Origin of the sequence: Hydrogenovibrio sp., from assembly GCF_049975065.1 — a bacterium.
Classification (GTDB): domain Bacteria; phylum Pseudomonadota; class Gammaproteobacteria; order Thiomicrospirales; family Thiomicrospiraceae; genus Hydrogenovibrio.
This window is the reverse complement of sequence record NZ_JBNGDN010000003.1, coordinates 22,324-35,196: the sequence shown is the minus strand read 5'-3', so window position 1 is coordinate 35,196 and position 12,873 is coordinate 22,324. Positions and strand designations below refer to the sequence as shown.

The 12,873-nt window shown below is 50.2% G+C and carries 10 protein-coding genes; 3 read left to right on the top strand and 7 right to left on the bottom strand.

The annotated features are described in order from the left end of the window. Window positions 1–63 precede the first annotated feature (63 nt). The 3 genes from ACP5D0_RS01275 to ACP5D0_RS01265 form a co-directional block, all read right to left on the bottom strand. Window positions 64–783: a TIGR04211 family SH3 domain-containing protein gene (locus ACP5D0_RS01275; RefSeq protein ID WP_472363736.1), complete on the bottom strand. Its 720-nt coding sequence runs from the start codon at window positions 781–783 to the stop codon at window positions 64–66. Next, window positions 761–3,535 (bottom strand): valine--tRNA ligase, encoded by a 2,775-nt coding sequence (locus tag ACP5D0_RS01270; RefSeq protein WP_472363735.1) that lies wholly within the window; start codon window positions 3,533–3,535, stop codon window positions 761–763. Before ACP5D0_RS01270 ends, ACP5D0_RS01275 begins: the two co-directional genes overlap by 23 nt. A 487-nt stretch (window positions 3,536–4,022) precedes the next feature. Continuing rightward, entirely contained in the window at window positions 4,023–4,820 is a 798-nt protein-coding gene (locus ACP5D0_RS01265; RefSeq protein WP_472363734.1) for a flagellin, read from the bottom strand. A gap of 97 nt (window positions 4,821–4,917) precedes the next feature. On the opposite strand from ACP5D0_RS01265, the gene ACP5D0_RS01260 reads away from it, so the two are divergent. Further along, complete coding sequence (locus ACP5D0_RS01260) at window positions 4,918–5,346, top strand: hypothetical protein (protein WP_472363733.1); 429 nt, start codon at window positions 4,918–4,920, stop codon at window positions 5,344–5,346. 61 nt (window positions 5,347–5,407) lie between these two features. Here ACP5D0_RS01260 and ACP5D0_RS01255 read toward each other — a convergent pair whose 3' ends face one another. Both ACP5D0_RS01255 and ACP5D0_RS01250 read right to left on the bottom strand, forming a co-directional pair. Next, window positions 5,408–6,652, bottom strand: coding sequence for an ammonium transporter (locus ACP5D0_RS01255; protein WP_472363732.1), 1,245 nt, complete (start codon window positions 6,650–6,652; stop codon window positions 5,408–5,410). 45 nt (window positions 6,653–6,697) lie between these two features. Next, a complete protein-coding gene (locus ACP5D0_RS01250; RefSeq protein WP_472363731.1) occupies window positions 6,698–7,036 on the bottom strand; it encodes a P-II family nitrogen regulator in 339 nt (112 codons plus the stop codon). A 180-nt stretch (window positions 7,037–7,216) separates the two neighbouring features. On the opposite strand from ACP5D0_RS01250, the gene ACP5D0_RS01245 reads away from it, so the two are divergent. Both ACP5D0_RS01245 and glnE read left to right on the top strand, forming a co-directional pair. After that, a complete protein-coding gene (locus ACP5D0_RS01245; RefSeq protein ID WP_472363730.1) occupies window positions 7,217–8,005 on the top strand; it encodes a methyltransferase domain-containing protein in 789 nt (262 codons plus the stop codon). 109 nt (window positions 8,006–8,114) lie between these two features. Further along, window positions 8,115–10,859 (top strand): bifunctional [glutamate--ammonia ligase]-adenylyl-L-tyrosine phosphorylase/[glutamate--ammonia-ligase] adenylyltransferase, encoded by a 2,745-nt coding sequence (glnE, locus tag ACP5D0_RS01240; RefSeq protein WP_472363729.1) that lies wholly within the window; start codon window positions 8,115–8,117, stop codon window positions 10,857–10,859. A gap of 102 nt (window positions 10,860–10,961) precedes the next feature. On the opposite strand, the gene ppa is transcribed toward glnE, so the two are convergent. Continuing rightward, window positions 10,962–11,510, bottom strand: coding sequence for an inorganic diphosphatase (ppa, locus tag ACP5D0_RS01235; protein ID WP_472363728.1), 549 nt, complete (start codon window positions 11,508–11,510; stop codon window positions 10,962–10,964). 153 nt (window positions 11,511–11,663) lie between these two features. Continuing rightward, complete coding sequence (locus ACP5D0_RS01230; protein ID WP_472363727.1) at window positions 11,664–12,638, bottom strand: class 1 fructose-bisphosphatase; 975 nt, start codon at window positions 12,636–12,638, stop codon at window positions 11,664–11,666. Window positions 12,639–12,873: the final 235 nt, after the last annotated feature.

Sequence of the window (12,873 nt, the reverse complement as noted above, 5' to 3'; positions counted from 1 at the left end):
CAGTGGTTGCTTTGGAATTGAAGCGATGCACGGCTCAGGTGGTACTGACTTTTTTGAATTTTACTAGAGTGTATTCCACTTGTCTTTTCGGGTCGGCATTCTGAAAAAGCGGCCCAATAATAAGCCGAGTAATAAAACGCCACCGCCGGTTAAAAACCATTGCCGTTCGACCACATCTTCCGCCTGATCGATCTGTTCTCGCATAATGGCATTTTCATTTTTCAATTTTTCAATTTGCTGAGCCATTACTTGGTTTTCTTCGTTTAACTGCATGGTTTGACCGGATATGGCTTGGATGTCTTCCAGCTGTTTGTTCAGTTCGAAGTTCTGTTGTTTGACACTTTTCAGTTCGGTATCGGTTTCGTCAAAGCGACTTTGAAGCGTTTCTTTTTCCAGCGTCAGTTGATTCAATTCTTTCTCGATGCGGGCAATTTTTTTGTCTTTTTCTTCCAGCTGCTGCTTGGCAATGGGTTGGCTTTGGATCACACTGGATGGCATCCAGCCTTCTGTTTTACGATTGCCTTGTTTGTAGAGTAATTTAACCCATCCGTCTTCGTTGACTTCCAGAATGGTGACGGGGGTGCCGGATCTTAGCATTCGCTTGATTTTATATTTGTAGCCTGGCTGACTGCGTAATGGAATTTCGATTGAGTCGGTTACGTAATGGGTGTAGCCAGCTTGCAGTTCAGCATACGCTGGTATGGGGCTGAGTAGGGCGCCGGACAAACCAGTTGCCAGAATAATTTGGGCGATTTTGGTTTTAAATTTGGCTGATTTTTGCATATTGATCCTTTAAGTTTTTCAATGCTTTTTCAGTATCACTTAATTTCTGCTTTTCGTTTTCAACGACATCTACTGGTGCTTTTTGGACAAAGTTTTCATTCGAAAGCTTACCGGAAATGCGCTTCACTTCACTGGACAAACGATTGATTTCCTTTTCCAGTCGTGCCATTTCAGCGTCTTTATCAATCAATCCGGCCATGGGAATGAGAATTTTCATTTCACCGACCAGCGCGACAGCCGATTCCGGTGCATCGTTTTCGTTTGACAAGCATTCGATGTCGTTGAGCTTGGCCAATGTTTGTAGGAACAGTTGGTTGCGATTCAGCCATTGCTGATCTTGGGATGATGGATTCGCCAGTAAAATGGCCAGCTTTTTACTGGGAGCAATATCCATTTCTGAACGAATCTTGCGCACGCCCATGACGACTTGTTTGACCCATTCGAGTTCTTGTTCACTGGTCTCATCGACTAAAGCTTCATTGCTGATAGGGTAGGGCTGCAACATAATGCTGTCGCCATTCTTGTCAGCCAAAGGTGCAACGACTTGCCAGGCTTCTTCGGTGATAAAAGGCGTGATTGGGTGCAATAGGCGCAACAGTGTTTCCAGAACGCGCACCAGCGTTCGTCGGGTACCGCGCTTTTGTGCGGCGCTGGCGTCATCCGAATTTAAGATGGGTTTGGAAAGCTCTAGGTACCAGTCGCAATATTCATTCCAAGTAAATTCGTATAAAGTGCTTGCCGCCAAATCGAATCGGTACTGATCAAAATAGCGCGCGGTGTCAGATTCAATTTTCTGCAGTTTGGACACAATCCATTTATCGGCCAACGACAATTCAATTTCCTGAGTATCATCCAAGCCGGTATCCTGGTTTTCGGTGTTCATCAGGACATAACGGGTGGCATTCCACAGCTTATTGCAGAAGTTGCGATAGCCTTCGCAGCGATTTAAGTCAAAACGGATGTCGCGCCCGGTGGAGGCGAGGGAGGCGAAGGTAAAGCGCAAGGCATCGGTGCCGTAAGACTCGATGCCATCGGCGAACTGTTTGCGGGTGGCTTTTTCGATTTGAGCGGCTTTTTCCGGTTGCATCATGCCGGTTGTGCGCTTGGCGACAAGGCTTTCCAGGTCGATGCCGTCAATCAGGTCAATCGGATCCAGTACATTGCCTTTGGACTTTGACATTTTCTGGCCTTCGCCGTCTCGTACCAAACCGTGGACATATACTTGTTTAAACGGCACCTGTCCGGTGAATTTCAATGTCATCATAATCATCCGAGCGACCCAGAAGAAAATGATGTCGAATCCGGTGACCAGAACGGAGGTCGGGTGAAACTTTTCCAGTTCCGGTGTTTTCGCCGGCCAACCGAGTGTGGAGAAGGTCCACAAGGCCGAACTGAACCAGGTGTCCAGGACGTCGTCGTCTTGGTGCAAGGTTGTGTCGTCCGCAAGGTGGTAGTGTTCACGGGCGTCGGCTTCGCTGCGTGCCACATAGACGTGACCGCTGTCGTCATACCAAGCCGGGATACGGTGCCCCCACCAGATCTGGCGAGAAATACACCAGTCCTGCAGGTTGTTCATCCATTCGAAATAGGTGTTTTCCCAGTTCTTCGGGACGAACTCGATGTCGCCGTTTTTGACGGCATCAATGGCCGGCTTGGCCAGTTCCTGCACCGCCACATACCACTGGTCGGTTAGGTAGGGTTCGATAACGGCGTGGGAGCGATCACCGCGTGGTACCATCAATTTATGCGGGACGATTTTTTCCATCAGATCAGCGGCTTCCAGGTCGGCGACGACTTGCTGACGCGCTTCATAACGATCCAATCCTTGGTATTTTTCCGGTACTTCGTCATTCATGGCGGCATCGACTGTCATCACATTCAGCAGCGGTAACTCGTGACGTTTGCCCATTTCGTAGTCATTGAAGTCGTGTGCCGGGGTGATCTTGACGCAACCGGTTCCAAATGCCATATCGACGTAATCATCGGCGATAATCGGAATTTCGCGGCCGACGAGCGGAAGGGTGATGGTTTGGCCGATGAGGGCTTGATAACGTTCGTCGTCCGGGTGAACCGCGACGGCTTGGTCGCCGAACATAGTTTCTGGACGGGTAGTAGCGACAATCAAGTGACCGGAACCGTCAGTCAATGGGTAACGCATGTGCCACAGGCTGCCCATTTCTTCTTCGGAAAGCACTTCCAGGTCGGAGACGGCGGTGTGCAGAACCGGGTCCCAATTGACCAGACGCTTGCCACGGTAAATCAATCCTTCATTGTATAACTGAACAAAGACTTCTTTAACCGCATCGGATAGACCGTTGTCCATGGTGAAACGCTCACGGCTCCAGTCCGGTGACGCGCCTAGGCGACGAAGCTGCTGGGTGATGGTGCCGCCGGATTCCGCTTTCCATTCCCAGATTTTTTGGGTGAAGGTGTCACGTCCCAAGTCGTGTCGGCTCAAACCTTGTGCGGCCAGTTGGCGTTCGACCACCATTTGGGTGGCGATACCGGCGTGGTCTGTTCCGGGTTGCCAAAGCGTTTCATCCCCCTTCATACGGTGGTAACGAATTAAGGTGTCCATAATGGTGTCTTGAAAAGCATGCCCCATGTGCAGACTGCCGGTCACATTGGGTGGCGGAATCATAATGCTGTAGGTGTCGCCGGATGAACTGGATTGCGGTTTAAAGTAACCGCTTTTTTCCCAGGTTTGATACCACTTTGTTTCAATTGATTTGGGGTCGAAATGCTTTTCCATGTTAGGTTCGTGTCTTCTCGGTCTTGTGTCGGTTGCGGTTGGGTCATCGCCAGCGGTTTCTCGGGTGAATACTCCCCGGAAAAGCCTGCGCGGTTAATTTGTGAAATTCTTGGGATTATAGCAAATAGCAGGCCTTTGCACGAGTCAATGACATGGCTAAAAAAGTTTAATCCGAAAAATTCATAAATGCGGCACTCTCTCGCTTGACCTTAATTCTTCAAGCCACATTTTCTCAGGCAGTCGCAATCGGGGGGGGATGACGTCTCTTCGAGAATTCTCCTGTGAAAGCAGAGGGTTGCGGGAACTCGGCGCAAATTTAGCCATCGAGTAATCAAAGGTAAAAATTCGACTTAGGCTTGCGTCATTTGCGCAGGTGAATACACGCCTAGATGAGTGTAATGAGACATGGTTATGCCCCGGCGGTTGTCGGTCTTGAAGGAAAGGCCGGACACCGGGGCGAATCGGAAGAGTTAATATAAAATTATGATTATGTCGCTAAAAGGCTTAAAACGTTTTCATAACTTTGATTGCCTTGTGCCTGCATGGCGACCGAGGCATTGGCCAGAACTTGCTGTCGATTTTGTTCGCTGAAAACCCTAGCCATGTCGGCATCACTGATTTGACTGCGTGCAGCTTGGGTGTTGATGTTTTCGCTGGCGATCGCGTCAATGCTGGCGGTTAAGCCATTTTGCTGGGCTCCGAACTGAGATTGGCTTTCGGTGACAATGCCCAGTGCGTCTTGAAGTCGTTGCTGAGCTACTGCCGCCTGGTCTGGCGAGTCTAAGGAGGCACCTGCAAGACCAAGGCCATCTAAGGTTAGGTTGGGCAAGGTCAAAGTCGTTTCGGTGTCGTCGAGCGCGATTTGAACTGATGCGGTTTCCGCATTGAGTAAGTTGATGCCATTGAATTGAGTGGTGTCCGCCATCTGATTGAGGCTTTCCATTCCTTGCTGAAAGGCTTGGTTGAGCATGTCTCTTTGGCTGTTGGAATAGGTGCCGTTCATGGCCTGCTGGCTCAAAGCGTTTAGAGATTGCAGTTGTTCGTTAATGGATTGCGAGGCGGCATCGGCAGTCTGAATGAGATTGATGCCGGTGCTGGCATTGCGCACAGCCATGTCTTGGGCACCGATTTCAACGGTGAAAGCGGACATAATGGCTTGACCGCTTGGGTCATCGGCCGAGTTGTTGATGCGCAGCCCAGAGGCGGCACTTTGGTTGGCCTGCTGCAGGCGGTTTTCGGTGTTGTATAGGAATGAATCTGACGATGGAATCGAATCGATGGCCATAAGCTGCTCCCAGTAAATGTTTGGGTTAAGGTTGCTATTTTTATAAGTTATTATTTATTATACGCTTTTTGAATCGGGATGAAAGTGGGTTCTTCAAATGTCATGTTGTTCGGCTAACTATTGCCAGTTTCAGTTTCCAGAGGGGCCGCCGCTGACCGATTATGCGGTGACGAATCTAAATGCACGTTATTTGTTTCTCCCTTATGGCACCTTGTTGGAAGAAGGCGAGGTGATTCGTATCTGGATGGAGTCGGGCGACACCAAAACGGTGTTGCTGGAAGCTAAAATTCCGTTGCAGATCTTGCCAACCGGACCCAGTAGCGACTTGCCGGATGTGTTTTTACCCTGGCAATTGATTGCTTTGGATTCGGGTCTGTCGGAAGACGATATTCAGAAATGGTACTTTCACCCGCTTCACAATCCCGATGCTCAGGCGGTGGTATTGAAATTCAAGCACCCTTTGGAGACGAAAGTCACTTGGAAAATGCGTTGGCTGCAATGGCTCTATAAAATCCGAACTTTGTAAGGCTTATAAAAAAACCGCCAGGTCTGGCGGTTTTTAATTCATGCGTCTCAGCGACTGTTTTTTATTTGCTGAATTCCGGATAAGCTTCCATGCCGCATTCGGACTGATCCGCTCCGGCATACTCGTCTTCTTCCGAGATGCGGATGCCCATGGTGGCTTTCAAAATGCCCCACACAATCAGACTGGTGACGAATACCCAGCCAAAGATGACCGCAATACCAATCAGCTGCGCGACCAAGCTGGCATCTGGGTTGGTGAAGGTGACCGCAATCAAACCGAAGACACCGACAACACCGTGCACTGAAATCGCCCCAACCGGATCATCGATTTTGAATTTCGAGTCGAGAATCAAGATGGAGAAGACAACGATGATCCCTGCAACCAATCCGATGATCGATGCGGACAGCGCCGTTGGTGTCAAAGGTTCAGCGGTAATTGCCACCAGACCGGCCAGTGCCCCGTTCAACATCATGGTCAAGTCCGCTTTGCCGAACTTGAGCTTCGACATCAACAGTGCGCCGATCACACCACCGGCCGCGGCCATGAGCGTGTTGACGAAGATCATGGCCACAGCATTGGCTTCTTCGACGTTCGAGATTTTAAGCTCAGAGCCGCCGTTAAAGCCAAACCAGCCCAACCACAGGATAAAGGTTCCCAGTGTGGCCAGCGGAAGGTTCGCGCCGGGGATGGCGTAAGATTCACCGTTGGGGCCGTACTTGCCTTTACGAGCGCCCAGTAGAAGCACACCTGCCAGTGCCGCTGCCGCACCCGCCATGTGAACGATACCGGAACCCGCGAAGTCCAGGAAACCAAGACCGTCCAGGAAACCGCCGCCCCATTTCCAGTAACCTTCAATCGGATAGATCACGCCCGTGAAGATGATGGCGAAAACGAAGAAAGATATCAGCTTCATACGTTCCGCCACCGCACCGGAAACAACCGACATGGCGGTTGCAACGAATACGACTTGGAAGAAGAAGTCAGACATGTTTGAGTAATAAGGTGCGTCATCGCCACCGGCAATAACCGCAGCCGTTGCATTATCACCGCCGATGAAGAAGCTTAGACCAGGAATGATCGAGCTGATGGCATCACCGTACATAATGTTATAACCCACAAACATATACATAATACAGGCAATGGCAAACAGCCCGACGTTCTTAGCTAAGATTTCCGTGGTGTTTTTGGTTCTGACCAGGCCGGCCTCCAGCATGGCAAAACCAGCGGCCATCCACATGACCAAAGCGCCAGACATTAGAAAATAAAACGTATCCAATGCATAGCCGAGTTCTAATACTTGTTCCATAATAAGCTTCCTTTTAGATCAAAAAATCACTATCGTGTGCAGGGTTTAAAGAGCCACTTCGCCTTTTTCCTCGGTTCGAATGCGAACCGCCTGCTCAATTGGGCTGACAAAAATTTTGCCATCTCCGATTTTGCCTGTGCGAGCGGCATTGCCAATGGCCTCGATCACGCTTTCAACCTTGTCTTCCGCAACCGCAATTTCAATGCGGACTTTGGGTAGAAATTCGATGGCGTATTCGGCACCGCGATAAATTTCAGTATGGCCTTTTTGGCGGCCAAAACCTTTGGCTTCGGTGACGGTCATGCCGTGTACATCGATTTCGTGCAAGGATTCACGAACATCATCGAGCTTAAAAGGTTTGATAATTGCGACTACAAGTTTCATACTAACCTCTGTTTTTGTTATGAAAAAAAGGATTACAGAGCCTTCATAGCTTGGCGTGTGCCATCTGATTTTTGTTATTTAAAATCATGTATTTAATTTGGTTTTGTTTGTTTTTCTATAAATAGGATATTCATTTATGGTGCGTAAATGGTTTAATCTGGTGCATGCAAGGGGCGGTGAATGAGTTGGCTTCGGTCGCGCCCTAAAATTGTGCTGGCGCTGTTAGGGCAGCTGATCGCGCTTGCGGTGTTGGCGGTGGTGGTTTGGTTTCTGCCATGGGTGTTGGAGCCTCCGTATCCGTTATGGGCGTTGGTGTTGGCTCAGGGGGTATTGGCTGCGTTATTGAGTTGTCGGATGGGCTTGCCCTGCTGGTGGCGCATTATTCAGTTTGCACTGCCGGTTGGCCTCTATGCAGGGCTGCATTTTGACATCCATCCGCTATGGGCTTTGGGTGCCTTCTTCTTGCTTTGGTTGGTCTTTTTCAATGCCGTTCATGAAAGAGTGCCTTTGTATTTGACCAATGCCACCACGCGACAAGCCCTGAAACGCCTGATAAAGCGCCGTAAAAATGTCCGGTTTTTGGATCTGGGTTGTGGCCTTGGTGGTAACGTGGTGTTTATGGCGCAACAGGTGAATGTGACGGTTTCCGATGGGGTGGAAACCGCCCCGATTCCCTATGTGCTGGCCAAGCTTTATTCGTTGAGCCGAGGCGGTTCCGTGTTTGCCATGGATTTGTGGAAAACACAGTTGGCGCATTATGATGTGGTTTACGCGTTTCTGTCGCCGGAGCCAATGGCGAAACTCTGGCAAAAGGTTCTGGCGGAAATGCGAGAGGATGCGGTATTTGTATCCAATAGTTTTGCGGTGCCGGATGTGGAACCCAGTGATGTCTGGCGCCTGTCCGATCGCCGACAAACAACATTGTATGTATACTATCTAAGCGATTTTAACTCGAAATATTTGAGTTAAACTTCTGCGAGGCGCTTGCGGCGTCGTGATGTGAATTTTCACCAGGCCTGGGTGTTTTTGAAAACTCCCGCTTGGGGTGTTAAACGGATTGAAATAAGAGAAGCGAATCATGCACGAAATTACGATGGAGCAAGTGGCCGACTGGAGTCAGTTTGTCGCGCGAGAAGGTGGGCGTTTTCCAGAATTGTTGCTCGAAGATCACTGGCGGACGGAATACCCGGCGGGTGAAATGGTATCCCGTCTGCATACGGCCTTAGTCGCGTCCGCCAGCTTGGCGCAATTGAATCAGCTTCTCAGGCAGTTTCGTCGTGCCGAAATGGTGCGCATCGCTATTCGTGATTTAAAGGGGTTGGCAGACCTGGCCGAAACCTTGCGGGATCTGTCGGATTTGGCCGATGGCTTGGTGTCGGGCGCTTTGGACTGGCATTATGAGCAATTTGTGCAACGATACGGCCTTCCCATTGGGCAAGAAAGCGGCGAGCCGCAAAAAATGCTGGTATTGGGCATGGGAAAATTGGGTGGGCAGGAATTGAATTTTTCGTCCGATATTGACCTGATTTTTGTCTATCCTGAAAAAGGTCAAACCCAGTCGGATTCCGGACGGAGCCTTGCGAATGACCAGTTTTTTATCCGTCTGGGACAAGCGCTGAACAAGTCTCTGACCGAGTTCAATGCCGACGGCACCGTGTATCGGGTGGATATGCGCTTGCGCCCCTTTGGACAAAGCGGGCCTTTGGCGGTGAGCTTTGCGGAAATGGAGACCTACTATCAAGTGCATGGTCGCGCTTGGGAGCGGTATGCGCTGGTGAAGGCGCGCATTATTGCGGGCGATCAGTCGCAAGGGGCGGCGCTGTTCGACATTCTCAGGCCGTTTGTGTACCGGAAATATGTGGATTTTTCCGCGATTGAAGCGCTGCGTGATTTAAAGACCATGATTAACGCCGAAGTGCAGAAAAAAGCCATGCACCATAATGTCAAACTCGGGCCCGGTGGGATTCGTGAGATAGAGTTTATTGTGCAGGCCTTTCAGTTGGTGCATGGTGGACGCGAAAAAACGCTGCAGGGGCGGTGTTTAAGACCGATGTTGCAACAGCTGGTGGCAAAACAATATCTGGATGAGCCGATTCGTCAGCAGTTGGATCAGGCGTATGTTTTTTTGCGCCGTGCCGAAAATCGATTGCAGGAATGGAGTGATCAGCAAACGCATGATTTGCCAGACGATGCACAGGCGCAGATGCGGCTGGCGCAGTCGATGGGGTTTGCGGATTATCCGGCCTTTTTGGCGGCGCTGAACGCACACCGTGATTTCGTGCAGGCGGAATTCGATACGGTGTTCGCCGATGCCTCTCAAGCCGCGGTAACCGATCAGGTCTTAAAAGAAGCCTGTCTTTCCGAAGAAATTGCCGAGGTGGACTTGCAGTCGTTATCACTGCCCGATCCGCAGGCGGTGGCCAATCTCTTGAATCAATTCATGCAGGATCGGGCCTACACCCATGCCAGTGCCGAGGCGATTGACCGTTTTAAAGCCTTGTTGCCCATGCTGCTCACCGAACTCAGTGGCACTGACAATCAGGTATTGGCACTGGAGCGGTCGCTGAAAGTGATCTCCAGTGTAATGAATCGCAGTGTTTATCTGGTGCTGCTAAAAGAAAACCGTTCTGCGATTCAACACCTGTTGCAGTTGTGTGCCTTGAGTGCTTGGATGGGGGAGGTGCTGGTGAAGTATCCGGCGCTGTTGGATCAGTTGATTGATGCCAGTATTTTATATGAACCCTTGGAGTTGTCGGGCCTCAAGCGAGAAGCGAGTGCATTGGTGGCGGAAACGTTTGATGATGATGAAGCCTTTATGAACGGCATTCGTCAATGGAAGCAGGCGCAGGTGTTTCGAGTGGCAGCGGCGGACATCACCGGGCATCTGCCGATCATGAAGGTCAGTGATTATTTGACCTGGACGGCGGAAGCGGTTTTGGAAGCGGTGGCCGACTATGCGTGGCAGTTTATGCAAAAACGCAGCGGTCTGCCCGGCGGTTTTGAGGCTCAGGCGGGGCGACCGTTTCTGATTATCGGTTACGGCAAACTCGGCGGCATCGAACTGGGATATGGGTCGGATCTGGACATTGTTTTTCTGTACGATGCGCTGGCACCTTCCGCACGCAGCGATGGAGCGAAACCACTGGAAAATAACCTCTACTTTATGCGTTTGGCGCAAAAGGTGATTTCATTGCTGACCACCTTTATGCCAACCGGCATTCTGTATGAAGTCGATACCCGTTTGCGCCCCAACGGGGCCAGTGGAATGATTGTGACGGATCTGGCGTCTTTTCAGGCGTATGAGGAAAATAAGGCTTGGGTTTGGGAGCATCAGGCACTGGTGCGAACCCGTGCGATTGTTGGTTCTGAAACCGCAAAAGGGCATTTTGAGGCTTTTAAAAAGGGGTTTATTGCTCAGGCACGTGACCTAACGGCTTTGAAAACAGAAGTGGTGGCCATGCGTCGTAAAATGCGCGAGTCGCTTGATAAAAGCACGGCGAACCAGTTTGATCTCAAACAGGGGCGGGGTGGCATTGTCGATATTGAATTTATGGTGCAATTCTGGGTGCTGGGGTTCTCGCATCGTTACCCGGGGCTGACGGACTGGTCGGATAATATTCGGTTATTGGAAACCATCAAGTCGGTGGGCATTTTAACGGATGCGCAAGCCGATCAGTTAATTGAAGCCTACCGTCAGTACCGCAATCGCTATCATCGACTGGCGCTGCAGAATGAGAAGGCGTTGGTGCCATCTGAGGAATTTGTGGCGGAGAGAGAAGCGGTCGCCCATTTTTGGCACACAGTTATGGAGGATTTAACCTGAAGCGGCCCTGAAGTAAAAAGCGGCGGGTTAAAGCCGAAATCACCAGGCCTGGTCAAAACGCCCAGGCCTGGTGATTTCGGTTAAGGGCTTTCGTGCCTTGGATTAGGCGGGTTGTGAGCTCATTTTGGAGGCTTCGTACTGTTCAATGCCGCTCAAAATTTCTTGGCGTGCGGCTTCCACATCGCCCCAACCATCCACCTTGACCCATTTGCCGGGTTCAATGTCTTTGTAGTGGCTGAAGAATAATTCCACCTGTTCTTTCAATAGCGGAATGTCCTCCACTTTCTGAACGTCTTTGTAAATCGGCGTTAATTTGTCCACTGGGACAGCAATGACTTTGGCGTCTTCACCGCCATCATCGGTCATGTGAAATATACCGATTGGACGACAGCGAATGACGGAACCGATCATCAGTGGGTGTGGGGTCACCACCAATACATCCACTGGGTCGCCGTCGTTGGACAGGGTGTTGTTGATGTAGCCGTAGTTGGCTGGGTACTGCATGGTGGCACCTTGCAGGCGATCCACCCAGACCAGATCGGTTTCTTTGTCCACTTCGTATTTGATGGGTGGCGCAAAGGCTGGAATTTCAATGATTACATTAATGTCGTTTGGCGCGTCTTTTCCGGCCGGAACAGCTGAATAGCCCATGGTATTTCCTTTGATTAAATGGTTGTTGAATCGTGTGTTCTATTAGTTGATAGACAATGGCTTATAGACAAAAACACCCGCGGTTGCGGGTGTTTTACTGAGTGCTCCGAAGCCAGTGCTTTGACTGGCGACGTAAGCTTCCGCCAAGTCGGTTTACTTATTATGATAAGCAACGACTTTAGCGACTTCATTTTTCGAGCCAAGTACGACGGGTACACGATCGTGAATGCCTTCCGGCTGAACGTCCATGATGTCCATGCGACCCGTTGAGGAAGCGCCACCGGCTTGTTCGACGATCATCGACATAGGGTTGCCTTCGTACATTAAACGCAGCTTGCCGGCTTTGGATGGATCACGGTTGTCGTATGGATACATAAAGATGCCGCCGCGCACCAGAATGCGGTGTACTTCTGCGACCATGGACGCGACCCAGCGCATATTGTAGCGTTTAGCCAAGGGGCCTTCTTCGCCCAGAAGACAGTCGTCAATGTATTGTTTCATTTCCGCTTCCCAGAAACGTTGGTTAGACATGTTAATGGCAAACTCGGAGGTGTCGGCGGGAATCTGAATATTGGCCTTGGTCAGTACGAATTCGCCCACGGTCTGATCCAGTGTGAAGAAGTTGACACCCTTACCGGTGGTCAACACCAAAATAACCGACGGGCCGTAAAGCACATAACCGGCGGCGACTTGTTTGCGACCGTTTTGCAAGAAAATGGTTTGGTCATCGGCGGCACGGTCGTCTTCTGGGGCTTCTAAAATCGAGAAAATGGTGCCGACGGATAGGTTGACATCAATGTTAGAAGAGCCGTCCAGTGGATCGAAGGTGACCAGATATTTGCCCGGTGTGGTGCTGGCGACGGTGTAGTCTTCTTCTTCAGAGCCGATGGCTTTGACGTAAGGGTTATCAATAAGAATGTCTTTTAGCAGGTCGTTTGAAATGACGTCCAGTTTCTTTTGGGTTTCGCCTTGAACGTTTTCATCTTCGGTCGCGCCCAGAATGCCCGCGAGTTCACCCTGGCGAAGCTTGTAGGCGATGTCTTTACAGGCAATCATGACGTGGTCAATGACCAATTCCAACTCGGCAGGAACGCCGTCACGCGCTAAAATCTGATCTAATCTTTTCATTGAGACTCTCTCTTAATAGTCGATAAAAAACTCGCGTAAGCATAACAGGCACTTGGCGAAATATCAAGCTGAGACGTGATGGCGGACGTTGCGGCGAAGGGCGCGACAGTACAAGAAAGCTACACCAGCAGGCCTAGGTGAATTATAATGTATAGTTTATGGTCATTTAAAACGGCCTGAAAATTAAATGGATTGAATGGAAGTCGTCGGGTCAAATTTAAGGCAAGCGCCTGTC